Annotated in this window: 24 protein-coding genes; 16 read left to right on the top strand and 8 right to left on the bottom strand. The window is 43.9% G+C overall.

Features of this window, described 5'->3' with window-relative positions; genetic code table 11:
* Positions 1-25 precede the first annotated feature (25 nt).
* From metG to acs, 8 genes are all read left to right on the top strand, one after another.
* The gene (metG, locus tag LLW17_RS01770; RefSeq protein WP_228228552.1) at positions 26-2,107 is read left to right on the top strand and encodes a methionine--tRNA ligase; all 2,082 of its coding nucleotides are present in this window, start codon (positions 26-28) and stop codon (positions 2,105-2,107) included.
* A gap of 109 nt (positions 2,108-2,216) precedes the next feature.
* Complete coding sequence (locus LLW17_RS01765; RefSeq protein WP_228228551.1) at positions 2,217-4,352, top strand: Tex family protein; 2,136 nt, start codon at positions 2,217-2,219, stop codon at positions 4,350-4,352.
* Positions 4,345-5,247 carry a histone deacetylase family protein gene (locus tag LLW17_RS01760; protein ID WP_228228550.1) on the top strand — a complete coding sequence of 301 codons (903 nt, stop codon included), beginning with the start codon at positions 4,345-4,347 and terminating at the stop codon, positions 5,245-5,247. The genes LLW17_RS01765 and LLW17_RS01760 overlap by 8 nt, the downstream gene beginning before the upstream one ends.
* Positions 5,248-5,380: 133 nt before the next feature.
* Positions 5,381-5,899 carry a hypothetical protein gene (locus LLW17_RS01755; RefSeq protein WP_228228549.1) on the top strand — a complete coding sequence of 173 codons (519 nt, stop codon included), beginning with the start codon at positions 5,381-5,383 and terminating at the stop codon, positions 5,897-5,899.
* 143 nt (positions 5,900-6,042) lie between these two features.
* Positions 6,043-6,303: a DUF4212 domain-containing protein gene (locus LLW17_RS01750; RefSeq protein ID WP_228228548.1), complete on the top strand. Its 261-nt coding sequence runs from the start codon at positions 6,043-6,045 to the stop codon at positions 6,301-6,303.
* A gap of 60 nt (positions 6,304-6,363) precedes the next feature.
* Entirely contained in the window at positions 6,364-8,136 is a 1,773-nt protein-coding gene (locus LLW17_RS01745) for a sodium:solute symporter family protein (protein ID WP_228228547.1), read from the top strand.
* Positions 8,137-8,157: 21 nt separating this feature from the next.
* The gene (locus tag LLW17_RS01740) at positions 8,158-8,541 is read left to right on the top strand and encodes a VOC family protein (RefSeq protein ID WP_228228546.1); all 384 of its coding nucleotides are present in this window, start codon (positions 8,158-8,160) and stop codon (positions 8,539-8,541) included.
* A gap of 160 nt (positions 8,542-8,701) precedes the next feature.
* Positions 8,702-10,612 (top strand): acetate--CoA ligase, encoded by a 1,911-nt coding sequence (acs, locus tag LLW17_RS01735; protein ID WP_228228545.1) that lies wholly within the window; start codon positions 8,702-8,704, stop codon positions 10,610-10,612.
* A 463-nt stretch (positions 10,613-11,075) separates the two neighbouring features.
* Here the strand turns inward: acs and LLW17_RS01730 are convergent, their stop codons facing one another.
* Together LLW17_RS01730 and LLW17_RS01725 are read right to left on the bottom strand one after the other, a co-directional pair.
* A complete protein-coding gene (locus LLW17_RS01730) occupies positions 11,076-11,213 on the bottom strand; it encodes a GIY-YIG nuclease family protein (protein WP_228228544.1) in 138 nt (45 codons plus the stop codon).
* A 215-nt stretch (positions 11,214-11,428) separates the two neighbouring features.
* The gene (locus LLW17_RS01725; RefSeq protein ID WP_228228543.1) at positions 11,429-11,761 is read right to left on the bottom strand and encodes a single-stranded DNA-binding protein; all 333 of its coding nucleotides are present in this window, start codon (positions 11,759-11,761) and stop codon (positions 11,429-11,431) included.
* 383 nt (positions 11,762-12,144) lie between these two features.
* Between LLW17_RS01725 and LLW17_RS01720 the strand changes: the two genes are divergently transcribed.
* From LLW17_RS01720 to LLW17_RS01700, 5 genes are all read left to right on the top strand, one after another.
* On the top strand, positions 12,145-13,530 hold the full coding sequence (locus LLW17_RS01720) for an aminotransferase class V-fold PLP-dependent enzyme (protein WP_228228542.1): 1,386 nt from the start codon (positions 12,145-12,147) through the stop codon (positions 13,528-13,530).
* Positions 13,531-13,588: 58 nt separating this feature from the next.
* Positions 13,589-14,116 (top strand): YfiT family bacillithiol transferase, encoded by a 528-nt coding sequence (locus LLW17_RS01715; RefSeq protein ID WP_228228541.1) that lies wholly within the window; start codon positions 13,589-13,591, stop codon positions 14,114-14,116.
* A gap of 33 nt (positions 14,117-14,149) precedes the next feature.
* On the top strand, positions 14,150-14,497 hold the full coding sequence (locus LLW17_RS01710; RefSeq protein ID WP_228228540.1) for a hypothetical protein: 348 nt from the start codon (positions 14,150-14,152) through the stop codon (positions 14,495-14,497).
* A 94-nt stretch (positions 14,498-14,591) separates the two neighbouring features.
* Positions 14,592-15,068, top strand: a complete 477-nt coding sequence (locus LLW17_RS01705) for a DMP19 family protein (protein ID WP_228228539.1) — start codon at positions 14,592-14,594, stop codon at positions 15,066-15,068.
* A 4-nt stretch (positions 15,069-15,072) separates the two neighbouring features.
* Positions 15,073-15,834 (top strand): CDP-alcohol phosphatidyltransferase family protein, encoded by a 762-nt coding sequence (locus LLW17_RS01700; protein WP_228228538.1) that lies wholly within the window; start codon positions 15,073-15,075, stop codon positions 15,832-15,834.
* 17 nt (positions 15,835-15,851) lie between these two features.
* On the opposite strand, the gene LLW17_RS01695 is transcribed toward LLW17_RS01700, so the two are convergent.
* From LLW17_RS01695 to LLW17_RS01680, 4 genes are all read right to left on the bottom strand, one after another.
* Entirely contained in the window at positions 15,852-16,196 is a 345-nt protein-coding gene (locus tag LLW17_RS01695) for a hypothetical protein (RefSeq protein ID WP_228228537.1), read from the bottom strand.
* Between the two features lie 4 nt (positions 16,197-16,200).
* Positions 16,201-16,824: a hypothetical protein gene (locus LLW17_RS01690; RefSeq protein WP_228228536.1), complete on the bottom strand. Its 624-nt coding sequence runs from the start codon at positions 16,822-16,824 to the stop codon at positions 16,201-16,203.
* Between the two features lie 60 nt (positions 16,825-16,884).
* A complete protein-coding gene (locus LLW17_RS01685; protein WP_228228535.1) occupies positions 16,885-17,373 on the bottom strand; it encodes a PLD nuclease N-terminal domain-containing protein in 489 nt (162 codons plus the stop codon).
* A 122-nt stretch (positions 17,374-17,495) separates the two neighbouring features.
* Positions 17,496-17,957 (bottom strand): CBS domain-containing protein, encoded by a 462-nt coding sequence (locus LLW17_RS01680; protein WP_228228534.1) that lies wholly within the window; start codon positions 17,955-17,957, stop codon positions 17,496-17,498.
* Positions 17,958-18,184: 227 nt separating this feature from the next.
* On the opposite strand from LLW17_RS01680, the gene LLW17_RS01675 reads away from it, so the two are divergent.
* Both LLW17_RS01675 and LLW17_RS01670 read left to right on the top strand, forming a co-directional pair.
* A complete protein-coding gene (locus LLW17_RS01675) occupies positions 18,185-20,491 on the top strand; it encodes a M20/M25/M40 family metallo-hydrolase (RefSeq protein ID WP_228228533.1) in 2,307 nt (768 codons plus the stop codon).
* 29 nt (positions 20,492-20,520) lie between these two features.
* Positions 20,521-21,321: an SDR family oxidoreductase gene (locus LLW17_RS01670; RefSeq protein ID WP_228228532.1), complete on the top strand. Its 801-nt coding sequence runs from the start codon at positions 20,521-20,523 to the stop codon at positions 21,319-21,321.
* 193 nt (positions 21,322-21,514) lie between these two features.
* On the opposite strand, the gene LLW17_RS01665 is transcribed toward LLW17_RS01670, so the two are convergent.
* A complete protein-coding gene (locus LLW17_RS01665; RefSeq protein ID WP_350355189.1) occupies positions 21,515-22,843 on the bottom strand; it encodes an aspartate kinase in 1,329 nt (442 codons plus the stop codon).
* 97 nt (positions 22,844-22,940) lie between these two features.
* Here LLW17_RS01665 and LLW17_RS01660 point away from each other — a divergent pair, with 97 nt between their 5' ends.
* Complete coding sequence (locus tag LLW17_RS01660) at positions 22,941-23,582, top strand: hypothetical protein (protein ID WP_228228531.1); 642 nt, start codon at positions 22,941-22,943, stop codon at positions 23,580-23,582.
* Between the two features lie 148 nt (positions 23,583-23,730).
* On the opposite strand, the gene LLW17_RS01655 is transcribed toward LLW17_RS01660, so the two are convergent.
* The gene (locus tag LLW17_RS01655) at positions 23,731-25,797 is read right to left on the bottom strand and encodes a M13 family metallopeptidase (protein ID WP_228228530.1); all 2,067 of its coding nucleotides are present in this window, start codon (positions 25,795-25,797) and stop codon (positions 23,731-23,733) included.
* Positions 25,798-25,809 lie beyond the last annotated feature (12 nt).

Here is a 25,809-nt window from a genome sequence, read left to right as displayed (position 1 = left end):
TTTGCCGCACAAAATTTTGAACCTTATGGATCCTAAGAGATATACCATCACTGCTGCTTTGCCCTACACAAACGGCCCTATACATATAGGCCATTTGGCAGGTGTTTATGTACCCGCCGATATCTATGCACGCTATTTGCGTGGACTTGATAAAGATGTCGCCTATATCTGCGGAAGCGACGAGCACGGGGTGGCCATAAGCATCAAAGCAAAAAAAGAAGGAATTTCTCCGCAGGAAGTGGTAGATAAATACCATAAAATCATCAAAGATTCTTTTGAAGAATTTGGGATTTCGTTTGACAATTATTCCCGTACCTCAGCGCAGGTACATCACGATACGGCTTCAGACTTTTTTAAGACCCTTTATGAAAAAGGAGACTTTATTGAAGAAGTGACCGAGCAACTCTACGACCCGGAAGCCAATCAATATCTGGCAGACCGGTTTGTGACCGGCACCTGCCCAAAATGTGGCCACGAGGAAGCCTACGGCGATCAGTGCGAAAATTGCGGTTCGTCGCTTAACGCGACCGATTTGATCAATCCCAAATCAACTATTTCAGGCGCTAAGCCGGTTTTAAAGGAAACCCGTCACTGGTTTTTACCTTTGGAACGCTATGAAGATTTTCTGAAGCAATGGATTCTTGAAGACCATAAAAAAGACTGGAAATCGAATGTTTACGGCCAATGTAAATCGTGGATCGACGATGGTCTACGCCCACGTGCGGTGACCCGCGATCTGGATTGGGGAATTCCCGTACCGGTTGAAGGCGCAGAAGGCAAAGTACTTTACGTGTGGTTTGATGCACCTATTGGTTATATTTCATCAACTAAAGAATGGGCCGCGCGCGAAGGCAAAAACTGGGAAGACTACTGGAAAGCCGATGACACCAAACTGGTACACTTTATCGGGAAAGACAACATCGTTTTTCACTGCATCATTTTCCCAAGTATGCTTAAGGCGGAAGGCAGTTACATTTTGCCCGATAACGTGCCTGCAAACGAATTTTTAAACCTGGAAGGCAATAAGCTTTCGACCTCCAAAAACTGGGCGGTATGGCTGCACGAGTATCTTCAGGATTTCCCGGGACAGCAAGACGTGTTACGCTATACGCTCACCGCAAATGCGCCCGAGACCAAAGACAACGATTTTACGTGGAATGACTTTCAGGCGCGTAACAACAACGAACTCGTGGCGATTTTTGGGAATTTCATCAACCGCGTGGTGGTATTGACCAATAAATATTACGAAGGGAAAATTCCACAGGCTTCAAACTTTACCGAAGAAGACGATCAGGCGCTGGCCGAAATGAAAGCTTATCCCGCGGTTATTGCGAGTTCGATAGAGCGGTACCGTTTCCGCGAAGCGCAAAACGAACTGATGAATGTCGCCCGTTTAGGAAACAAATACCTTGCTGACGCAGAGCCCTGGAAAACTGTAAAAACCGATGCGGAACGCACCCAGACCGTGATGTACGTTGCCCTGCAAATCGCAGCGACACTGGCGGTTTTAAGCGAACCCTTCCTGCCTCATACAGCAAAAACGCTGAAAGATATGCTCAATATCGAAAGTGAAAATCCGTTGATGCGTCTGCCAAAGCCTTTAAGCTGGAAGTGTCTTGGCGAAAAAATAGACCTGCTTCCGGTAGGTCATACCATTAATGCCGCCGCCCTCTTGTTTAGCAAGATTGAAGACGAACAAATACAAAAACAACTCGATAAACTCGAAGCCACCAAAATGAGCAATCAAGCCGAAAATACAGCAGTAACACCGCAAAAAGACACCATTCAATTTGATGATTTTACCAAGCTCGATCTGCGTGTAGGTACCATTTTAGAAGCCGAAAAAATGCCAAAAACCAAGAAATTATTGGTTCTAAAAGTTGACACCGGTATTGATGTACGCACTATAGTTTCAGGTATAGCCGAAAGCTTTAAGCCGGAAGATATTATTGGCAAACAGGTAACCGTTTTGGTAAATCTTGCCCCTCGTCCCTTACGCGGCGTAGAAAGTCAGGGTATGATCCTCATGACCGAAGACGCACAGGGTAAACTGGTGTTTATGAACCCAGATACTGCCGGGGTTAAGAATGGTGGGGTGATTAGTTAGATTTAAAATGCTCCCCTCCTTAAAAAGGAGGGGAAAATTTCAGCTTTGCTGAAAGAGGGGTGGTCCTCTACGCCACAGTGAGCGCCACCAATAAATAATATCACACAACATGCCCACCATCCTCTCCTACCTAAAATCTGTAACCAACTTACCCGAAGCAGGTATTAAAAACACCCTTCAACTGCTGGAAGAAGGCGCTACCATTCCTTTTATTTCGCGCTATCGGAAGGAGCGCACGGGAAATCTGGATGAGGTACAGTTGGGCGAAATCGTCAAGTTTAAAGAACAGTTTGAAGCTTTAGAAAAGCGGAAAACTTCCATCTTAAAAGCTTTGGAAGAGCAGGAGGTATTAACGCCCGAACTTCAAAAACAAATAGAAAACACCACCGATGCTACGGTTTTAGAAGACTTATACCTTCCGTATAAAAAGACACGAAAAACCAAAGCCGATACCGCACGCGAAAACGGACTCGAACCGCTTGCCAAAATCATTATGGCCCAGAACGCCCGTGATCTGGAGAGCACCGCGCATAATTATCGTGGTGAAGCTGTAACTTCGATTGAAGAAGCACTGGAGGGTGCACGCCACATCATTTCAGAATGGATTAACGAGCGCACAGATATTCGTAATTATCTACGCAATCAAATAGAACGCCACGCCCAGATTATTACCAAGGTGGTCAAGTCTAAAAAAGACGAGGAACAGGCGCTGAAATACAAAGATTATTTCGACTGGGATGAATCATTGTCCCGCATACCCTCACACCGCTTTCTGGCACTCACCCGGGCGGCCAATGAAGGTTTTATTCGCTTAAAACTGGAGATTGATGAAGAGCGTGCGTTACAAAACATAAGCAGTCGAATTGTTAAATCAAAGGGCGCCTGTGCAGAGCAAATCGAACTCGCCGCAGCTGATGCCTACAAACGTTTACTGTTTCCGGCGCTGAGTAATGAGGCTTTAGGTCTTGCTAAGGAAAAAGCAGATGCCGAGGCGATTTCCGTTTTTGCCAAAAACCTCCGCCAACTCTTACTGGGTTCGCCTTTGGGCGAAAAACGCATCCTGGCAATAGATCCCGGTTTTAGAACCGGTTGTAAAGTGGTGTGTCTGGATGAAAATGGCGGACTTCAGCATAACGAAACCATCTACCCGCACCCGCCCAAAAATGACACCAAAGGCGCGATGCGTAAAATCAGTTTTTTGGTAGATGCACACAAGATAGAAGCCATTGCTATTGGTAACGGAACCGCTAGTCGGGAAACCGAACAGTTTATTAAACGCATGCAATTTAATCGGGACCTCGAGGTTTTTGTAGTGAGCGAGGCCGGAGCCAGTATTTATTCGGCTTCAAAAATCGCCCGCGACGAGTTTCCCAATTATGATGTGACCGTGCGGGGTGCGGTATCTATTGGTCGTAGGCTTGCAGATCCACTCGCCGAATTGGTAAAAATAGACGCAAAGTCCATTGGTGTGGGGCAATACCAGCACGATGTGGATCAAACCAAATTAAAAAGCGAACTCGACCGCGTGGTAGAAAGCTGTGTGAATACGGTAGGTGTTAACCTCAACACCGCCAGTGTGCCGCTGCTCAGTTACGTTTCGGGCATTGGGCCTAAACTCGCCGAAAATATTGTGAGCTATCGGGATGAAAACGGGGCTTTCGCTTCGCGAAATCAAATCCTCGATGTTCCCCGATTGGGCGCAAAAGCCTTTGAGCAGGCCGCCGGTTTTTTGCGCGTTAAACAGGCTGAAAATCCACTCGACGACTCCGCCGTACATCCCGAGCGTTACGAAGTGGTGGAAGATATGGCATCTAAACTGAAGGTTTCCGTGAGTGAACTCATTGGCAATACGGCTTTATTGAAAAAAATCAACCTCAACGATTTTGTGACCGATGAAGTGGGGCTGCCTACGCTGAAAGATATTCTTGACGAACTCGAAAAACCGGGTCTCGATCCGCGCGAACCGGCAAAAGCCTTTACCTTTAATCAAAACATTCGCAAAATTGAAGATCTCGAGATAGGACAACTGCTTCCGGGAATTGTGAATAACATTACCAATTTTGGGGCTTTTGTAGATATCGGCATCAAAGAAAGCGGGTTAATTCACATCTCCAATCTGGCTGACGGCTTTGTAAGCGATGTCAACGCCCACGTGAGTCTTCAGGAACAGGTTGTTGTTAATGTGCTTGAAGTTGATATCAAGCGGAAACGGATTCAGCTTAAATTGCATAAATTGAATGCTTAAAATCGCCTACCATCCCATCTACCGCCATCCGTTACCCGAAGGGCACCGCTTCCCGATGGAAAAGTATGAACTGCTCCCCAGGCAGCTCCTGCACGAAGGCACCTGTACGCAGGACAACTTTTACGAGCCGGGCTTCCCCGAAGAACGCTACATCACGGCCGTTCATACAGAAGAATACGTAACCAATCTAAAAGCCCTGAATCTGGACAGGCGCGAGGCGCGAAAAATTGGTTTTCCGTTGTCTCAGGAGTTGGTAGATCGCGAGCAGATTATTGCACAGGGTACCATTTTGGGTTGCGAGTTTGCCTTAGAACACGGCATCAGTTTCAATATTGCCGGCGGCACCCACCACGCCTACAGCGACCACGGCGAAGCTTTTTGTTTGCTTAACGATCAGGCGATTGGTGCGCGTTACCTGCAGTCAAACGGTCTTGCAAAACAAATCCTTATCGTAGATCTTGATGTGCATCAGGGCAATGGTACGGCAGAGATTTTTCAAAACGACGCTTCGGTCTTTACCTTCAGTATGCACGGCGCGGGGAATTATCCGTTTAAAAAAGAGGTTTCAGATTTAGACATCGCTATTCCCGATAAAAGCGGCGACGACTATTATTTAGCAAAGCTGAAAGAAACCTTGCCTCGCCTGATTGAGCAGGTAAAGCCCGATTTTATTTTCTACCTCAGTGGTGTTGACATTCTGGAAACCGATAAACTCGGAAGGCTGTCGTGCACCCCCGAAGGTTGCAGGGAGCGCGATCACTTTACGCTGAATTGTTTTCGCGAAAGCGAAATCCCGGTACAGGTGAGTATGGGCGGCGGCTATTCTCCCGATATTAAAATCATCATCGAGGCCCACGCGAATACCTATCGTCTCGCGCAGGAAATCTATTTCTAAAAATGCAATAAATACCTGATTTTAAACAGACAACCTTAAAAATGCGGTGATTTTTCCCCTTTTTTAGTGTAGTGCTTGTACAATAAAATGGATGCGCTATTTTTGTTAACGAATTTAACAACCCAAATGTATTATGAAAACCTTAAAAACCTTTTTTGCCCTTAGCCTATTCGCCTTGACACTTAACTCGTGTGATGCCATTGAAGATGCTGCACCAGATATAACTGTTGAAGATGATTTTAAAACCTCTATAGCAATAGATACTCAGGGTGAAAACTCTATTGACACCAACTTTAATATTGATGCTTCCGGTAATGCAGATTTTCAGAAGTATAAGAGTAAAATCAAATCTGTAGACATTACCGGTTTTACTTACGAAATAACTGCAGTCACAAGCGGTGAAGGTTCTGTTTTAAATGGTGCTTTGACATCTGACGGTAAAACAGCTGCGATTAGCAATTTAACTATTGCTGTTGGTGAAGGGGGTACGATTACCCAGGCGCAATCTGATTTTTTCAATGCTTTGGCACAAGATCTTAAAGCAGATGGCAAGGCATCTGTAGCCGTAAGCGGATCTCTAAATAATGAAACTGGTGCAAAATTTACATTGCTTATCACACCAACAGTTAAGTTTATCTTTTCTGTTTTATAAGCATCCTCATTGTCAAAAAAATCAACCTGTTAGTTTTTCTAGCAGGTTTTTTTATGCCTTGTTTTTTCTTAAAACGGGTAAGTGCGGTTAGCACACTTATAATTAATGAATTATATTAGTAAAAAATTAACAATAATCCTATTATGGCCATTCCTGAAAATGCCCGAAAATACTGGCGTGCCAATCTCAAGTATTTAGCTGTCTTACTCCTCATTTGGTTTGCAGTTTCCTTTGGCTGCGGCATCCTTTTTAAGGATTTTCTCAATCGATATAGTTTAGGTGGTTTTAAACTGGGCTTCTGGTTTGCGCAGCAAGGCAGCATTTATGTTTTTGTCATACTCATTTTCGTTTACGTCTGGCTGATGAACCGTCTTGATAAAAAACACGGATACAACGAGAAATAAGTCTGTGTTTCACACCAACCCAATATCAATTCCGCTTTGCGGATCAAAAACAACCCAATTATGAGCGTTCAACTCTGGACCTGGATTTTAGTAGGAATCACTTTTGCCCTGTATTTTGGGATCGCCATCTGGGCACGTGCCGGCTCTACAAAAGAATTTTATGTTGCTGGTGGCGGGGTTTCCCCGCTGGCTAACGGGATGGCAACCGCTGCCGACTGGATGAGCGCCGCTTCTTTCATTTCCATGGCAGGTATTATCTCATTTGCCGGTTACGACGGTTCGGTTTATCTGATGGGCTGGACGGGCGGTTACGTTTTGCTGGCGCTTTTACTGGCGCCCTACCTGCGAAAATTTGGCAAGTTCACCGTACCCGATTTTATAGGTGACCGGTATTATTCAAATACCGCGCGTACCGTTGCGGTAATTTGTGCGCTTATCGTTTCGTTTACCTACGTGGCCGGGCAGATGCGCGGCGTGGGTATTGTTTTTTCGCAGTTTCTTCAGGTTGAGATTACCACCGGCGTAGTTATAGGCATGGCGGTGGTTTTGGTTTTTGCTTTTTTAGGCGGAATGAAAGGCATCACCTACACGCAGGTTGCACAATATTGCGTGCTGATTTTCGCATTCATGGTACCGGCGATTTTTATTTCCATCCAAATGACAGGTAATATTATACCTCAGATCGGGATGGGCGGTCGCGTGGAAGACGGCACCTATCTGCTCGAAAAACTAGACAGCCTACACACCCAATTAGGCTTTAAAGAATATACCGAAGGCACCAAATCTACCTGGGATGTTTTTGCCATTACACTGGCTTTAATGGCCGGGACGGCGGGTCTTCCACACGTAATCGTACGGTTTTTTACCGTGCCTAACGTAAAAGACGCCCGTAAATCTGCCGGTCTTGCGCTTTTGCTGATCGCCATTTTATATACCACCGCTCCTGCTGTTTCGGTTTTTGCCCGTACTAATTTAATCGAAACCGTGAGCAATCAGGAATATACTGCTTTGCCACAATGGTTTAAAAACTGGGAAGACACCGGTCTTATCGCCTGGAGCGATAAAAACGGGGACGGAAAAATTCAATATGTAAACGGGGAAGCCACCACCGGAAAACCCGAATTTACCGAGGCGCGCGGTGCCAGCGGAGAACGTCTTATCGCAAATGCTTCAGCCGAAACCAATGAACTTTATGTAGACCGGGATATTATGGTATTGGCCAATCCGGAAATTGCACAATTGCCCGCCTGGGTGATTGCTTTGGTTGCTGCCGGCGGACTGGCCGCTGCGCTTTCTACCGCAGCCGGACTTTTATTGGTTATTTCAACTTCAGTCTCTCACGATCTGATCAAAAAACAATTGAAACCCAATATTTCTGAAAAAGGGGAATTGATGGCCGCCCGCATCAGCATTTTTGTGGCCATTATCGTCGCAGGCTTATTTGGGATTTATCCGCCGGGATTTGTGGCCGCGGTTGTGGCCCTGGCTTTTGGACTTGCGGCTGCTTCATTTTTCCCTGCAATCGTTCTGGGTATTTTTGATAAACGCATGAACAAGCAAGGTGCCATTAGTGGGATGGTTGTAGGTATCATCCTGATGCTGTTTTATATGATACGATTCAAAACCGGCCTCATCGGCGTTATGGAACCGCTTCCGGCTTCAGAATGGTGGTTTGATACTTCGCCAGAAGGTTTTGGAACTGTAGCTATGACGGTTAATGTGATCATCTCAGTAATCGTTTCCAGACTCACACCGGCACCACCCGAGAGCGTTCAGGAAATTGTGGAGCACATTCGTATTCCCAGCGGTGCGGGAGAAGCGCAGAGTCATTAGCTTTAACTAGGAATAGGATTAATGTCAAAGTTTACCTTCAACCATATCGCCCTTTCCGTAAAGGATGTTGATACTGCTGTCTCCTTTTATCAGCAGGTATTTCAGTTTCCCGAAATTGAAAATACGACTTCCAAATCAAAGACACGCTGGTTATCGCTGGGAGAACACCGGCAATTGCATCTGATACCCAGACCTGATGCTGAAATTAAAACCAACAAAGCTGTTCATTTTGCTTTGGCAACTCCGCGTTTAGACAAATTCATAGCCCACTTAGAAGCGCTGGGCATTGCCTATTCAGATTGGAAAGACACTCCTCAAAAAAATTACATCCGCAACGATGGAATTCGGCAGGTGTATTTTCAGGATCCTGATGGGTATTGGATCGAGGTGAATGAGGCCGTTTAGTTTTAAAATCGCACGAATTTTTAGATATTTTTATAAAAAAATTAAGCAATTACAGGACTTCTAAGCAGAATTGTTCAAAGGGATTCGATATCGATTTAGTAATTTTAATGCTGAAAACTAAAACTACTAAGCCTTTTAAATACCAATTAAGACTACAACCATGAGTAATTACCATATCAAACATTTAGAAGAATATTTTCAAGTCTATCGCAAATCGGTGCGCAATCCTGAAAGTTACTGGGAAGAAATTGCCGAAGAGCATTTTATGTGGCACAAACGCTGGGATAATGTGTTGAGCTACGACTTTGAAAAACCCGAATTTAAATGGTTTGAAGGTGCTCAACTCAACATTACCGAAAACTGCATCGACCGGCATTTACGCACGCGAGGGGATCAAACGGCTATTTTGTTTGAACCCAATAATCCGGACGAAGAAGCGCTGCACATAACCTACAACGAACTGCACGACCGGGTGTGTAAAATGGCTAATGTTTTAAAGGTCGAAGGCATTCAAAAAGGCGATCGCGTTTGTATTTACTTGCCGATGATCCCGGAGCTGGCAGTTGCGGTACTGGCCTGCGCGCGTATAGGTGCTATTCATTCGGTGGTGTTTGCAGGTTTTTCTTCAACCGCGCTTGCCACACGTATTAATGATTCCAATTGTAAAATGGTAATTACCAGCGACGGATCTTTTCGCGGTAGCAAAACAATCGATTTAAAAGGAATCGTTGACGAAGGATTGAAAAAATGCGATAGTGTAGAAACGGTTTTGGTTGTTAACCGAATTGATTCCGGAGTAGAGATGAAAGAAGGCCGCGACAAATGGTTGCAACCCCTTCTCGATAAGGCCGAAGCCACCTGCGAACCCGAAATAATGGATGCCGAAGACCCGCTGTTTATTCTCTACACTTCAGGCTCAACCGGAACGCCCAAAGGTATGGTGCACACCACCGCCGGCTACATGGTTTATACCGCTTTTACGTTTAAAAATGTGTTTCAATACCGCGATGGTGATGTGTACTGGTGTACGGCAGACATCGGCTGGATCACCGGTCACAGCTATATTGTCTACGGTCCGCTGGCCAATGGCGCCACCACGGTAATGTTTGAAGGCGTACCCAGTTATCCCGATTACGGGCGTTTTTGGGAAATCGTAGACAAGCATAAAGTAACGCAGTTTTATACTGCGCCTACCGCAATACGCGCTCTGGCCAAAGAAAATCTGGAACACGTGGAGAAATACGATTTGTCTTCGCTGAAGGTTTTGGGCACTGTGGGCGAACCCATTAATGAGGAAGCCTGGCACTGGTATGATGAAAATATCGGGAAGAAAAAATGCCCCATTGTTGACACCTGGTGGCAGACGGAAACCGGCGGTATTATGATCTCTCCCATTCCCTACTCCACCCCTGCAATCCCAACTTTTGCGACCTTGCCGTTGCCGGGAATTCAGCCCGCGCTTATGGATGAAGAAGGAAAAGAGATCAAGGGCAATCAGGTTGATGGTAGATTGTGTATCAAATTCCCCTGGCCATCTATGGCACGCACCATTTGGGGCAATCACCAGCGGTACAAAGACACCTATTTTTCCGCCTTTAAAAATATGTATTTTACAGGGGACGGGGCCTTACGCGATAGTGTAGGCTATTATCGTATTACCGGTCGGGTAGATGATGTGGTGATCGTAAGCGGTCACAATCTGGGAACCGCACCCATTGAAGATGCGATTAACGAACACCCCGCAGTGGCCGAAAGTGCCATCGTGGGCTACCCGCACGAGGTAAAAGGAAACGCGCTTTACGGGTACGTGATTCTGAAAGAAACCGGAGAAACCCGAAATCAGGACAATCTGAGAAAGGAAATCAATCAGTTGATTTCAGACCGTATTGGCCCAATCGCAAAACTGGATAAAATTCAGTTTACCAGCGGCCTCCCCAAAACCCGAAGCGGTAAAATCATGCGTCGTATTTTGCGTAAAATCGCTTCAAACGATACTTCAAACCTGGGCGACACCAGCACCCTGTTAAACCCTGAAGTGGTTCAGGAAGTAATGGATAATGTGATTAAGTAAATGCCCGTGCTTCGATACAAATGCCACAAGGGCATTCACTCAGCAACCGGCATTTATTTCTCGAAAGAAAAAAATCACTCAGCTATCTCTAATTGTAACTGAGTGATTTTAATATTGGAAATTATTGAAGAGAATTCGGGGATTCGACAAAATCACGATAAATTGGTTTATATACAAATGCCCATTGGGCATTCACTCAGCTACCGGCATTTATTTCAGGAAGTAAAAAACAAAATCACTCAACTACACGAAAAAGGTAGCTGAGTGATTTTTAGCGATTGCAAATCGTTAAAAATTGTATCGAAGATACAGTGGTTCACTAAAATCCTTCTTTGCAAGTAAAACAAGATCAGTTGTTTGATTAGAAATTAAAGCCTCTTTCTTTTTGCGACTCCAGCCCTGTATTTGTTTTTCTCTGTAAAAAGCGACGTCAATACGACTATGGCACTCGTGATATACGAGTTTAACCGGAATATGTTTGGCTGTAAACCGAGCTCCTTTTCCTTCCTGATATTGTTTTCAAACGCACCTCCAGATTTTTAGTACTTCCTGTATAATAAGAGCCGTTTACACATTCCAAAATATAGGTGTATCCTGCCATAAGATTTGGATTTTAAAAGAACTACTTGGTTTTTAGTATGAGCTATTTCTGAAATTCTTTAGCATAAATCCCGGTGCTTCGATACAAATGCCCTTAGGCATTCACTCAGCAACCGGCATTTATTTCAGGAAGTAAAAAACAAAATCACTCAACTACACGAAAAAGGTAGCTGAGTGATTTTTGACGCTTAAAAGTCAATTAAAATTGTATCGAAACTATTTACTTAATAGCAACAATTCGTCGCATACGATCTCGGTGATGTAACGCTTCTCGCCTTGTTTAGTCTCGTAAGAACGCGACGTCAGTTTACCTTCTATGGCAACCTCTTTTCCTTTGGTAGCGTAGTTTTCGATAATTTCCGCGGTTTTACCCCAGGCAACTACATTATGCCATTGTGTATCTGTGACCCGCTCGCCCTTGGTGTTTTTGTAGGTTTCATTGGTCGCAATGCTGAATTTCGCCAGCTTTTTGCCTGACTCCAGATTTACGATTTCAGGATCATTTCCTAAGTTTCCGATCAACTGTACTTTGTTTCTTAATGTGCTCATGATTTTTGTTTTTACGTTAAACAGTTAATATATTTTTTCCGCGAAGGCGGAAATCTCATTTGTCCTCGCTACAGGTCGTTTGCTGTAACTGATTGACGATGCAAAGATTAGACAGCCACCAAAAAACATTCGGTAGTTAAGCGGTTACTTTCGTTTATAGTCGTTTGTAAGCATTTGCAAACGGATAAATATTCCGCCCAACATCAGTTAATACGGCATTTGCCCTATGTTTTGGTCTAAAAAAGCAAACCACCTTTGAAAAGTTATTCTGCACGCGTTTTTGTGTAGAACCCCTTTGTTAAAAGGGAAAATAACCCCTTGACTGTATTCTGAATAAATTTCAAATTGGCACCCACTAACAGACTATTTCAAAATCAATACGCATGCTGGCCTCCCTATTTAAACGAAAATCTACCGTACTCCAGACGGCTGAACTCCTGGATGAGTCATTCTTCAACAGTTTACGCAAAGCGGAATACAGCCGCCTTGACGAGCACAACCACGTCTATCTGGATTACACCGGCGGCAACTTATATGCGGCGAGTCAGCTTGATGCGCATCATAAAATCCTCAAAGAGCACACCTTTGGGAATCCGCATTCTACAAATCCCACATCTACACACGCCACCCGGCTTGTTGAGGCTGCACGCCAGCGCGTGTTGGACTACTTTAATGCACGCGACTACTTCTGCATTTTTACCCAGAATGCTTCCGGTGCTTTAAAAATTGTGGGGGAATGCTATCCGTTTCAGCCCGGCTCTGAATATTTGTTGTTTGCAGACAATCACAACTCGGTTAACGGAATTCGGGAATACTGTAAAAGCAAGGGAGGCAATTACCGCTATGTGCCTATGCAAATTGAGGATCTTCGCGTTGAAAGGCAATTTCTTGAAGAAGCCTTATCTATACCGCATACCGGTTCTAACCGTCTTTTTGCCTACCCGGCGCAGTCTAATGTTTCGGGCGTGCAGCACGATTTAGGATGGGTGGCAAAAGCCCAGCAAAAAGGCTGGGATGTTTTGCTTGATGCGGCTGCTTTCGTAACGAGTTCCAGACTTGATTTACAGGAGGTTCAACCCGATTTTGTGTCCATTTCGTTCTATAAAATTTTTGGATATCCCACTGGTTTGGGTTGTCTTTTGGTCAAAAAAAACAAGTTCAACAAACTCTGTAAGCCCTGGTTTGCCGGAGGAACCGTGACACTTGCCAGTGTTAAGTCGCCCCATCATTTTCTGGCCGGCAATCATGAGCGTTTTGAAAACGGCACCCTCAATTACCTGGATATCCCCGCACTTAAAATAGGCCTTGATCACATTGATGCGATTGGTATTGAGCGCATCAACGCCCGGGTTAATTCGCTTACCCGCTATTTGTTTACGCATCTAAGAGCTCTAAAACATCCAGACGGAAGTCCTAAGGTGCGCATTTTTGGTCCTGCAGACCGCGAGCAAACCGGAGGCACGCTTATTATGAATTTTTACGATGCCCACGGCAGAACACTTCCGTTTGAAGAGGTTGAAGAAAAAGCCAATGCCTGCAACATCTCACTCCGTACCGGCTGTTTCTGTAATCCCGGGATAGACGAGATCAACAACGACCTTTCTTCCGAAGAACTGGGTGAATTTTTCAGCAGCAATCTGCACGGCGGCTATCGTGAGATTATCAATGCGCTTCAAAAAATGCGAGGGGCCATACGTATCTCGGTAGGAATTGCAACAACTAAGGCCGATCTTGATTATTTTATCGCTTTCGCGGAAAAATTAAGCTGAAAGCAAGGGCTTGCGCAGGCAAAAATGGTTAATTTCAGACTATATAACGAAACCAACGATGTCTGATATTGAACATTTAAAATACCCTATTGGCAATTTTCAAAAGCCGGAAGTTATAACCGCAACCCACCTTACCGGCTGGATCGAGACCATTCAAAACTTTCCTGAAAACGTTAGCCAGCTCTTAGCCGATGCCACAAAAGAAACCTGGTCCAAGACCTACCGTCCCGAGGGCTGGACCATCCTGCAACTGGTGCACCATTGTGCAGACAGTCATATGAACGCCTTCATTCGTTTTAAGCTTGCCCTTACCGAAGAGTCCCCAAAAATAAAACCCTATCATGAAGACCGCTGGGCGCTGTTGCCCGATGTGACTTCGGTAGATGCGCAGGTCTCGATAAACCTGCTTAAAAGCCTGCACGCCCGCTGGGTTGTACTGCTTCGGTCCCTGCACAGCGATGACCTGGCACACGAATACATTCATCCTGAGCACGGCAAGCGATTCAATCTCGCCGAAGCTGTGGGTATGTATGACTGGCATTGCCGGCATCATTTGGAACATATGAAAATCGCGCTTAAATCCTAGAAAATCATTATTTTAGAATGAATTACAACGATTATGAGCAAGACCTGCCCCGAATGTGGTGATAAGATCATTGGCCGCGCCGATAAAAAATACTGCAGCGACGCCTGTCGTAACGCGGCCAATAACAAGCTGAATAGTGATCAGCACAATCTGATACGCAATACCAACAATCAGTTACGCAAAAACTACCGCATTCTCGAAGAGCTCAATCCCGAAGACAAAACCAAAACCACCCGAGACAAGCTCGCCATATTGGGTTTTGATTTTAACCTCTTTACCAGCATTTACACCACAAAAGCCGGTACCGTTTATTACTTTGTGTATGATCAGGGCTATTTGCCGCTTGAAGGCGATTATTATGCGCTGGTGAAACGGAAGTGATAATTACTTCTTTATGACCTATCTTTGCAGCAGAAGAGCACCGGTGTAGTTTGGCGCTCAAAAACCTTTCTTAAAAGGTTTAGTTCTTATTTGCATGCATAATCCCGATTCTGTTTTTTCGCTTGAAGACAATCAGGCGCTTATTCTGGCCGTTGGCGAAATCATCACTCCAAAAATCAAACAACGCGATCAGTTTGAACACCTCAACCCGGCAGAACAAACCTTTATTTATCTCGACGTCTTTGAAGCTGCCTTACATACCGGCAGTTTGGAGTCCTTTTTTGTGAATTCCGGGCAATTTACACACGAGATCATTGAAGCCTATTCCAACATCAAAGCTTATAAAACCGTGCGCCTGCTGGAACAGGCCGTTAGCGTTTTTCCGGATAAAAAAGTGCCCAAAAATAAGGCCGAACGTCTTTCAATTATCAAAGCTTTCCACGCAAGCACCCGCAAACACTGGGAAAATCTATTCACCCAACTGTTCGAAAGTGGAGAGCCGGTAGCCGATTTACTGGCGACCTACATTCGTGAGAATCAGGAGCAGTTTATACCTTCCTCTAATCTGTAGCGCGATGTCTAAACTCCCACCACAATACGCATTTACAGATCTTTCCGATTACGGAAGAACTGCAGGAAGATCTATCGCCGAACGCTTTAAAGAAACCTCGTGCACACCCATTCATCTTACTTCAGCTTTTGTTGTCGCGGGACTTTCGGCTGTGATTTGCATCAGCTACGGGTATTACCTAAGCGCGGCATTGTTGCTTATTTTAAAATCGATACTCGACGCGTCTGATGGCGAACTCGCACGTCTTAAAAATACGCCCTCCTATACCGGGCGCTATTACGATTCGGTGGCAGATATCGTGCTCAACTTTATCCTGCTCACCACTCTGGCGCTCATTACCGAAACACATCTTTGGCTCGCTTTTCTGGCATTTTTAGGCTTGCAACTGCAAGGCACACTCTACAATTATTATTATGTGATTTTGCGTAATCGTCATAATGGGGACACCACCAGCCGCATTTTTGAAGACTCCAGACCGCTTGCCCTCGCCGGCGAGAGTCAGGTTGCTGTAAACACCATGTATTTTCTATACACCCTGCTCTACAGCAGTTTTGATAAAATCATTTACAGGCTAGATCCATGTGCCGTAAAAAGTAGTAAACTGCCCGGCTGGTTTATGACCCTGGTGTCGGTATTTGGTTTAGGGTTTCAATTGCTGCTAATCAGTATTTTACTGGCCACAGGATTGGAGGAATTTGTGATCCCGGTATTTTTAGGAATGACGTTGTTGATTCCTGTTTTTATTGGGGTAAGGAAGGTGATTTGAAATTTCTCCTTAATTACCTATTGCATTTCAGTTTGAATTAGCCAATAATAGAGAATTGCAAGAATTAGGATCATAATGAATTCTTTCAATCTGATATAGGAATAGGAGAATTTTGTGAATGGGGTTTGTTGATTTTTATCTTTTTTAGGTTGAGCCAAAATATCTAATTCAGAAATTTCAATACAGGTTGGACCAATGTCTGAAGATTTTGTCGCTTTGTATTTTTTAAAAAAATGTAATTTCAGAAATACCAGAAACAAGACCACAATCGCCAAATAGATCCTAGGTAGATCAATTGCAGATAAATGACCTTGAATCTCTTCTGGTCTGGGTACTTCTCCTAATAATCGCAGTGCTATCATAGTATCAATCTTTCCAAATTCCAAACTGATTTCTTAGAAGGGAAATCATTTCACAAACATACATAAGCTCATCTACTTCGGGATAAATTTTGAGATAGCTTTCCGGGTTTGAATAGTGAAATGTATTCGTTTTATTTAAATCTTTAAACTGGAATGTATAACTGGTACCATCCAAAATGGATGTTATAGTTTTCACATAGTTGTATTCAGAATAAACTTTACCTCTAACCTGATTCTCAATTAATTTAACAGGATTTCGCTTTGCGAATTTCCAATTAATTTTGTCATCACTCGGGATATTCTGAATATTACTACGTAATAAATTTTGGAATACATATTCGAAATCAGTTTCCGGTTTTAATTTTCGCTTTTCCACCCTCAAACCAGAATGATTAGGTACAGCAGCAAAATGTTCACAAAACTCAGCTTTCCAGCTATCCGATTCGTTTTTGAACATTCTAAATACAGATGTATAATTTGTTATCCCAAAACCTTGATAGACCCTAATTTCTACAGAATTGGTCAAAGAGTCTGATAAGCCTAAATTCGTATTTATTCTGGTCAATTCTTGAGTAAATCCATTGAGAGAATAAAGAAAAAGTAAAAAAAGTAAAAAGTTTTTCATCATAAATTACCATATACCTATTCCCACTCTTCAATGAGTTTTTCAGATTAAAACATTTTCGTTTTAAGATTTCCGTTTTGTTGTTAAATAGATAATTGGCCCAAAAAATGGAAAGAAAATTGAAATAATGGCGTGAAGAATTTTCTCTGTATGCTCTATTTCAGATTTAATTATTTTCCTGAGAGCAATCCACAGTAGAATAATATGAGCAGGAATTATAAGCGGCAAAAATAGTAAGGACATCAAAACATCCAAGATAATACTTGTTTCAGGAGCAAGGTATTTGACCAAAACCGCTCCATTCTTCGATCTTATTTCATCTACTAAATCATCTAAAGAGTGTGATGATAAATCACTAATCACGTAATACTTATTCTCATTGGTGTATATGTGTATCTTCTCTTTATTTTCTATTTCCAAACTGGTTATTTTTTGATCTTGAAGAACAGTATTTATAAATTCAGATTTAGAAATTTCTTCATAATCATCACTGCAGGAGGTGAATAAGATTGAGATTAAGACAGGTATAATTAAAAATACTATTCTGGGCATATCATAAGTTTTACAGTTAAAAATAAAACAAAACAAAAAGACTGACTTACGGTTTTCCTTAAAATCCGTAAAAAAAGCGACTGGCCGCCCAATCGCTTATCTGTTTCCAATTGTAGTTTTAGTTATTTCCACGTGTTTCCTTTCAGTTGTAAGGCGGCTTTAATCACATCCATCTGGCTGATCTGACCTACCAGTTTACCGTTCTCCACGATAGGAAAACGCCGGTGCTTTCGTTCTATAAAAAAACGGGCGGCATCAAAAACATTCATATTCCCATCTATGGTTTCTACATCAATCGCCATATTTTGACCCACGGTGGCATTGTCCATAGGCAAATTGTGATACCGGCTGTCTGAAATATGCTTGATACAATCCCCTTCTGAAATCACGCCCAGCAGTTCATAATTCTCGTTGACCACCGGCGCACCGGAGATACGGTGTTTGATCAGCTTCTGCATTACATCCATAATCGACTGGTCTGGCGTAAAGGTGATCAGTTTGGTAGACATATAATCCGATACTTTAATGTTTACTTCTTCGGCAACGGCTTTAGACCGCTTACCCATAAAACTCTTGATTCCCATATAGTTAGATTTTAGACTCTTTAAATTAGGCATTTTATTTGAATTCTCGAAAACGTTTTCATTAACCTAGCGTCAAATTTGCCCGTATCTTGTTTAAAAGCGAAAGAGCCACTACCTTTAAACCCATACTATTTCCAGGAAAGCCTAAAATGGGTGTTTCATAAATAGTCAATACCTACAGGTGCAAGCAAACAGGGATTATCTGTAGATTATAAAACTTTAACCAGATGAAAACCAACTACGCTGCGATACTCTCCTTTTTGCTCCTGATGGGGCTTACCTATTTCAGTTTTTACACCCACAAACCCCAAAGCGTATCAGGTCCTGACACCCCGCTTACCGAATTCTCAACCGCCCGTGCGATGGTCTATGTTGATTCATTGGCTCAAAAACCCCACGCTGTAGGAATGCCGGCACACGGAGAGGTGCAGAACTATATCGTACAAACGCTTGAAGAAATGGGACTTGAGGTTGAAGTGCAAAGCGATTTTGCCTACAAGCCGGGTTGGGGTGCTTTAAGCCGGGCCGAAAACATCATCGCCCGCATTCCCGGTAGCGTGGGCGAACAGACCCTCCTGCTGATGTCACATTACGACAGCGCGCCGCACACCGCTTCTCACGGAGCCAGCGACGCCGGCAGCGGAGTTGCTGCAGTTCTGGAAAGCATCAGAGCTTTTCTTGCACAGGATGCACCTGCTAAAAACAACATCATCATTCTTTTTACCGATGCCGAAGAACTGGGTCTTAACGGCGCTTCGGTTTTTGTAAATCAGCATCCCTGGGCGAAAGATGTTGATTTAGCTTTAAACTTTGAAGCCCGCGGAAGCGGTGGCCCTTCAAACATGATTGTAGAGACCAATGGCGGCAACGGCGGCCTTATCAAGGCGTTTGCCCAGGCCAACCCCTCGCATCCCTACGCAAACTCCCTAATGTACAGCGTTTACAAACTTTTGCCTAATGATACGGACTCTACCGTACTGCGTGAAAATGGAGATATTGACGGGTTTTTCTTCGCTTTTATTGGCGATCACTTTGACTATCATACGGCCAATGACATCGCCTCGCGCCTCGATCGGGAATCGCTGGAGCATCAGGGACGTTATCTTACTGCCCTGCTCGATTATTTTAAAGATGCAAACCTCAATTTAAAGGCCGATCAGGATTACGTCTATTTCAATGTACCCCTCCTGAAAATGGTCTATTATCCCTTTAGCTGGATTATCCCTATGCTTATCCTCGCCTGGATTTTATTTTTTGTGGTGCTCATTTACGGCCTGCGGAAACAACAACTACGCATTATGGGAGTGCTTCGCGGCTTTTTACCCTTATTCATTTCCCTAATTTTGGCCTACGGAATCAGCTGGGGTTGGAAAGCCATTCTGGCTCTCGATCCAGCACAGTCCGATATTTTACAGGGCTTTCCATACAACGGCTATGAACTACTAGCGGGTTTTGTTGCACTTACACTTGCCGTTACTTTCTACGTTTACAAACTTTTTTACCGGCCTAACGATGCGGCAAGCCTCAGTTTTGCTCCTGTCTTCTTCTGGCTGCTTATCGCAACCGGGGTGGGAGTCTATCTGGAAGGCGCCTCGTTTTTTGTGATCCCCGTGTATTTTGCGCTTTTGGCCGTATTCCTCATTTTGCGCAGCAACAAACCAAATTTGTTCCTGCTCACGCTGCTTTGTGCTCCGGCTTTATTTATCGTAGCACATTACATCAAAGAATTTCCGGTAGGTTTGGGATTAAAAATGTTGGTTGCTACCACCGCTTTAAGCGTTTTGCTTTTTGGATTATTGCTTCCGGTGATGGGCTATTACAGGATGAAAGGCCGCCTCGCCAACTTGTTCCTGTTAGTAAGTATCGGCGCATTTATTTCGGCTTATGCCAAAAGCGACTTTACCGAAGAACGCCGCTTTCCGTCAAGCATCAATTATGTAAACGATTTGACCAGTAACAAGGCATTTTACGCGACTTATAACACGCATATCGACTCCTGGCTTGCTGAAATTTTGGGCGAAAATCCAAAGCCAGCGTCCGAAATTTTTGACAGTCCGGGATCGGGTAAATACGGCAGTCGCTTTAGCTATGCTAAGGAAACCGAAATCCAGTTTGTAGCGCCTTCTCAGGTTTATACTGAAACTGATACGGTAATCAACGGTGAGCGTAACCTGCGTTTTACGGTATTTCCGCAACGAAATGTGGGCGATATGATCCTCCTAAGCCCGAAAGAAACCCGGTTTATAAAACTAAATTTCAACGGTCAGGAAGTTGAAGCCCGTGAGGGCGAAGAAGCTCCGTTGGCTGATCGCAACTCAGACTATTTATTGAGCTACCGTCTGAGCAACAGGGAGCCGCTTGAGGTAAGTCTCACCATCGCCGAAGCCGATTCGCTACGCTTTACGCTGCTTGATTTCAGTTATGATCTTTTAGAAAATCCCGACTTTGGCCTACCTTCGCGCCCCGCAAACAGCATGCCGATGCCCTTTGTAAATACCGATGCCCTGATTACCATTCAGGATATTCAGTTTTAAAAGTTTTATTTCGGTAAAAAGAAAAGATTATGAGCACAATTGCCATCGCCGGTATGGGCTGGCTGGGCTTGCCATTGGCCGCCCGCTTGCAGGAACTGGGACATCAGATAAAAGGATCGGTTACCTCGCAGTCCAAACAAGAGGAATTAAAAAGCTACGGTTTTGACATTTACCGTGTTGAGATCGCAGAAGACGAAATCCGCGGAGAGATTCAGGGTTTTTTAGCGCAAAGCGAAATCCTGATCATTCTCATTCCGCCCGGTCTGCGTCGCAACACCGGTCACAATCATGCCCTGCGTATGGCTCAATTGCTTGATGCGGTCGAAAAATCAGACGTTAAAAAAGTAATTCTCAGCAGCACCACCGGGGTTTATGATGATGCTCAGGGCAAAGTCACCGAAGCAGATGCTCCGAAACCTCAGGATGATAAAGGCAAACAGCTTGTGGAAGTCGAACAGTTGTTCTTTACTTCGCCTGCAGTTAAAACCAGTATCATTCGTTTTGGCGGACTCGTAGGCGGTACGCGCAATCCGGTGAAATACCTGGCCGGCCGCAGCGGACTCAGCAATGGCGCAGCGCCGGTAAACCTGATTCATCGCGAAGACTGTATCGGAATTATTCTGGCTGTAATCTACAAAAACGCTTTTGGCCACATCATCAATGCCGTTCACCCAGAGCATCCCACTAAAGAAGACTATTACACACAACAGGCAAAAGCACTCAATCTGGAGCCGCCGCAATACGACAGCGAAGAGGAAGAAACCTTTAAGCAGGTAGATTCGGTTAATTTAAAGTCGGTATTGGGATATAGCTTTCAGGTACAGCCTTAAGTCTTCCTGGCTTAAGCCTGAAGCGTCTGTGAAAAAGTAATATTTCAGTATTAAGGCTAACTGATAAAAAATAGCTGTGTGTGGATTTTCGCCTTTGGCGCAGCCAATAAAAAAACCCGGCAAGCACACACCGGGTTTTTCATGTTAATCTCCTGGTTGGTCAGAAGAAAGGCTAACACTAACTAACAAAAGTTTAAGCTATTGCTCCCTGTAACTGGAACAATTGCGCATTTAAATACCGCAAGGCATTAATTTTCTCCCGCGTAGGTACTAACAACGAGATATTATTATTACTACCACCATACGCAATCATACGCACGGGGATTGAATTCAGTATTCCAAAAGCTTTATACGACTCCTGATCGGCAATCAGGTTTTCACCCACGATACAGATGATACTGTGATCTTCTTCAACCGTAACTTCAGCAATTACCGAAAGTTCATTTTTTATCGCCTGCAGGTTTGTGGTATCGTCGATGGTAAGCGAGATCGCAACCTCAGAAGTGGTAATCATATCAATGGAGGTCTCGTGACGGTCAAAGACTTCAAAAATGGTGCGCAGGAAACCGTGTGCACCCAGCATTCGGTTAGAGCGGATTTTGATCGCGGTAATACCATCTTTAGCCGAAATAGCTTTGAGGCCACGATTGTGATACTCATTGGAGATTTTAGTCCCCGCTGCTGAAGGCTCAAAGGTATTTTTCAACCACACCGGGATGTCACGGTCAATAACCGGAGCCACGGTTTGCGGGTGTAATATTTTGGCCCCAAAATAAGCCAGCTCAGCCGCCTCATTATAGGTTAAATGTTCAATAGGATTGGTTTCTTCCACATAACGCGGATCGTTATTGTGCAATCCGTCAATGTCTGTCCAGATTTGTACACCTTCCGCATTAACCGCAGCAGCGATGATCGTCGCGCTAAAATCACTTCCACCACGCTTTAAAGTGGCCAGAGACCCACGGTCATCACGACAAACAAAGCCCTGAGTAATATAAATCTGTGAAGGGTTTTGCTCCAGTTGAGGGACTAAAGCTTTAGAAACTGCTTCAATATCCGGGTTTTCAACAGTACCTACGTTCATAAAGCTGCTTGCATCAAGCAATACGTTAGAAACGCCTTCCTGAGTTAAATAGCGCGAAAAAATCCAGGTAAGTATGGTCTCACCGTAAGTAACCAATTCTGCATAGGTGGTAAGCGTGCGACCCGAGGTAGCAATTTGCTCAATATTGGCTAAAAAACTATCTATTTGCGCCTGTGCTTCAGGCTGATTTTCTGCCGAAAATAAATCTGCAATCGCTTCATAATGTTTGGCTTTTAATTGCCCCAAAACCTCCTGTATCGCTGTAGTATTTTTATCGATACTGGCCTGATTAAGGCTAACTAACATATTGGTAACGCCAGACATTGCTGAAAGTACCACGATTTTTGGGTTTTCAGTAACTCCAAGTATTTCTACTACTTTTCTAATATTTTGAGCACTTCCTACTGAGGTGCCCCCAAATTTTAAAACGTTCATCATCTTCATTTTAGTGGTGCATAGATACAGCCAATAAAATGAAGCTTAAAAAAATTCAACAATTTTATATAAATTTGTACAAATTGTTAAATATATAACATTGAAAACCATAACCTCTGTGGTTGAGCAGCTTATCAAGCACCAGCCGTATACCGAAGACGCTCTGATGCGTAAAATCATTAATTACAGTGCCCTGGCCGAAGATTTTCAACCCCGTATTGAAAAAGAACTGGGCAAGCCCGTAAACGTGGGTTCTATTGTAATGGCCTTACGTCGGTATTATCCCCAGAAACGCCTTGATGAGCGTATGATGCGCGATCTGGGTGATATTGTGGTGCGCAGCGGGATTACCGATTTTACCTTTCTCAACTCCAATACGATTTTAGAAAGTCAGTCGCGGTTACTGGAAGAAACCAAGCGTATTCCCAAAGCCTATTTGACCTACTCGAGCACCTTTCACGAGAGTAATATTCTGGTCTCCAATGATCTTACCGATATTGTAGAGCGCTGTTTTCAAAATGAAACCTGCGTGATGGTCAAGCACGATTTATCTTCGCTTTCCATTGCGCTTCCGGTCAATAACTCAAAAACAGTAGGTCTTTACTTTTATATCTTTAAGCTGTTAGCGTATGAGGGCATTCCTATTTTTGAAGCGATTTCTACCTCTAACTATTTCACGCTGTTCTTAGAAAAAGAATATGTAAACCAGGCCTTCGCATTGGTTAATGAGATAAAGGGCTAGTAAACTGCTTTCCGGCAAGAGAACGAAGGTATTCAGAAGCAAATTTTGACTTTTCCGCAGGCCTCCAAGCTATTAAACCTGGAGGCAGTGCCAATAAAAAACCCGAGAGCAAAAGCTTTCGGGTTTTCAATTTTAAAAAAATATCGAATTACCAGATGCGTACCCGGTCTTCTTTTGGAACAAACATGGGGTCACCCTCTTTGATATTGAAAGCTTCGTAAAAGGCATCAATATTTTGAAGCGGTACGTAAGCACGATACATTCCCGGAGAATGCGGATCGGTCTTGATACGGGTGCGTAAGGCATCATCCCGCATTTTGGTACGCCAGATGGTTGCCCAGCTGATAAAGAAACGCTGCTCCGGGGTAAAACCATCTATTTCGCCCGGCTTTCCGTTTTTCTCATAAAACTTCTGCAAACCGCTGTAAGCAGCAAGTAAACCACCCAGGTCACCAATATTTTCACCTAAAGTGAATTTACCGTTAATATACAGGCTGTCTGCCACTTCAATAGCGCTGTATTGATCTGCCAGTGCTCCACTACGTGCGGTAAAAGCTTCAAGGTCGGCATCACTCCACCAGTTCTTTAGGTTACCATCACCGTCGTAACGCGAACCACTGTCATCAAAAGCGTGAGAAATCTCGTGCCCGATTACTGCGCCTATTCCACCATAATTTACGGCTTCATCAGCCTGATAATTGTAAAACGGAGGCTGTAAAATCGCAGCTGGGAATACAATCTCGTTAAATGAAGGATTGAAATACGCATTTACAGTCTGTGGAGACATCCCCCATTTGGTTTTATCAACCGGCTCCTTGTAATCTGCATTGTTTTCTTCAATTGCCCAGGCTCCGACAGCTAACTTGTTTTCAAAAAAGTTTTTATCTGCTGAAATTTCAAGCTCCGAATAATCTTCCCACTTATCAGGATACCCAATCTTTACGGTAAACTTATTCAGTTTATCTATTGCGCGCATTTTCGTGGAATCGGTCATCCATTCCAGGTTGTTAATACGATCCCTGAAAGCTTCCTTAATATTGGCAATCATAGCTTCCGCTTTTTCTTTCGCCTCCGGCGGAAACATTTTATCTACATACAGCTTACCTAAAGCCTCACCTAAAGCACCATCAACGGTTGCAAGGGCGCGCTCATCGGCAGGTTTTTGCTTTGGCGTACCGTTCAGGGTTTTGCTGTAAAATTCCCAGTTTGCATATTCCATTTCGGTGGTTAACGCATCTGCCCAACCGTTTAAGGTTGCCCAACGCATTAAAAGTTTTAAATCGTCAATCGGAGTCTGAGCTAACACCTTTTGTAAAGCTGTCATGTATTTTGGCTGAAGTACAATAACCGTATCTACCTCTTTAGTAAGCCCCTGATTGTCAAAAAATGCTTTCCAATCAACGGCCGGAGTCATTTTTTGAAGCTGCGCTACACTACGCGGATTGTTCATATTACGGGCATCTCTTCGGGCGACTTTATCCAATTGAGGTTCTGCCAACCTGGTCTCTAAAACCAATATACGAGCTGCTTCATCCCGGGCAGTAGCTTCATCATCACCGGCATACTGAAGCACCCAGCTGATGTAATCTTTATACTGCTCGCGAATCTCTTTAGACTTTGCATCCTGCTCCAGATAATAATCCCGATCGGGCAAACCTAATCTTCCCGTAGTAATGTAACCGGCGTTCATATTGCTGTTTGAAAAATCTGAAAACACGCGGAAGTTAAAAAACGGAGTTCCCGTGCCATTATGCAACTGCCCTACCCGCTGAATATCGCTTACGCTGTTAATCGCTGCAATACTGTCTAAAGCAGGTTGCAAGGGCTTAAGGCCGGCTTCGTTACGAGCAAGCGTGTCGAGTTCGCTCTCAAAAAGCGCCAGAGCTTTGGCCTGATCAGAATCTGGAGCGTAGTTATTAGACTTACGGGCTTCCTCGATAATTGTCAATACATCTTCACGCGTTTTTTTACGCAACACGCTAAAACCACCCCAAACCGATTCTTCCTCAGGAATCTCGGTGGTTTTCATCCAGTTTCCGTTTACGTAATTGTAAAAATCGTCCTGAGGCCGCACCAACGTATCCATATTGGTAAGGTCTAAAGCCGGAATTTTCATTTCGGCAACAGCCTCTTCATTTTTTGGCTCGTCTTTGCAAGCTGTAAGGCTTAAAATCCCGATTGAAACCGGAATCATTGTTTTAAAAAGTGATTTCATAAATAAATATAA

It is taken from the genome of Leeuwenhoekiella parthenopeia (genome assembly GCF_020782115.1).
Classification (GTDB): Bacteria; Bacteroidota; Bacteroidia; order Flavobacteriales; family Flavobacteriaceae; genus Leeuwenhoekiella; species Leeuwenhoekiella parthenopeia.
Note: the sequence above shows the minus strand (reverse complement) of the source record. Positions and strands in the feature narration are given on the sequence as shown.

Coding starts and splice junctions, on each gene's coding strand:
- LLW17_RS01700 (WP_228228538.1), top strand. CDS start 15,073: ATGTCTAAACTCCCACCACAATACGCATTTACAGATCTTTCCGATTAC.
- LLW17_RS01705 (WP_228228539.1), top strand. CDS start 14,592: ATGCATAATCCCGATTCTGTTTTTTCGCTTGAAGACAATCAGGCGCTT.
- LLW17_RS01665 (WP_350355189.1), bottom strand. CDS start 22,843: ATGATGAACGTTTTAAAATTTGGGGGCACCTCAGTAGGAAGTGCTCAA.
- LLW17_RS01685 (WP_228228535.1), bottom strand. CDS start 17,373: ATGCCCAGAATAGTATTTTTAATTATACCTGTCTTAATCTCAATCTTA.
- LLW17_RS01760 (WP_228228550.1), top strand. CDS start 4,345: ATGCTTAAAATCGCCTACCATCCCATCTACCGCCATCCGTTACCCGAA.
- LLW17_RS01690 (WP_228228536.1), bottom strand. CDS start 16,824: ATGATGAAAAACTTTTTACTTTTTTTACTTTTTCTTTATTCTCTCAAT.
- LLW17_RS01725 (WP_228228543.1), bottom strand. CDS start 11,761: ATGAGCACATTAAGAAACAAAGTACAGTTGATCGGAAACTTAGGAAAT.
- LLW17_RS01675 (WP_228228533.1), top strand. CDS start 18,185: ATGAAAACCAACTACGCTGCGATACTCTCCTTTTTGCTCCTGATGGGG.
- LLW17_RS01750 (WP_228228548.1), top strand. CDS start 6,043: ATGGCCATTCCTGAAAATGCCCGAAAATACTGGCGTGCCAATCTCAAG.
- LLW17_RS01755 (WP_228228549.1), top strand. CDS start 5,381: ATGAAAACCTTAAAAACCTTTTTTGCCCTTAGCCTATTCGCCTTGACA.
- LLW17_RS01695 (WP_228228537.1), bottom strand. CDS start 16,196: ATGATAGCACTGCGATTATTAGGAGAAGTACCCAGACCAGAAGAGATT.
- LLW17_RS01745 (WP_228228547.1), top strand. CDS start 6,364: ATGAGCGTTCAACTCTGGACCTGGATTTTAGTAGGAATCACTTTTGCC.
- LLW17_RS01720 (WP_228228542.1), top strand. CDS start 12,145: ATGCTGGCCTCCCTATTTAAACGAAAATCTACCGTACTCCAGACGGCT.
- LLW17_RS01715 (WP_228228541.1), top strand. CDS start 13,589: ATGTCTGATATTGAACATTTAAAATACCCTATTGGCAATTTTCAAAAG.
- metG (WP_228228552.1), top strand. CDS start 26: ATGGATCCTAAGAGATATACCATCACTGCTGCTTTGCCCTACACAAAC.
- LLW17_RS01740 (WP_228228546.1), top strand. CDS start 8,158: ATGTCAAAGTTTACCTTCAACCATATCGCCCTTTCCGTAAAGGATGTT.
- LLW17_RS01710 (WP_228228540.1), top strand. CDS start 14,150: ATGAGCAAGACCTGCCCCGAATGTGGTGATAAGATCATTGGCCGCGCC.
- LLW17_RS01730 (WP_228228544.1), bottom strand. CDS start 11,213: ATGGCAGGATACACCTATATTTTGGAATGTGTAAACGGCTCTTATTAT.
- LLW17_RS01765 (WP_228228551.1), top strand. CDS start 2,217: ATGCCCACCATCCTCTCCTACCTAAAATCTGTAACCAACTTACCCGAA.
- LLW17_RS01670 (WP_228228532.1), top strand. CDS start 20,521: ATGAGCACAATTGCCATCGCCGGTATGGGCTGGCTGGGCTTGCCATTG.
- acs (WP_228228545.1), top strand. CDS start 8,702: ATGAGTAATTACCATATCAAACATTTAGAAGAATATTTTCAAGTCTAT.
- LLW17_RS01655 (WP_228228530.1), bottom strand. CDS start 25,797: ATGAAATCACTTTTTAAAACAATGATTCCGGTTTCAATCGGGATTTTA.
- LLW17_RS01680 (WP_228228534.1), bottom strand. CDS start 17,957: ATGGGAATCAAGAGTTTTATGGGTAAGCGGTCTAAAGCCGTTGCCGAA.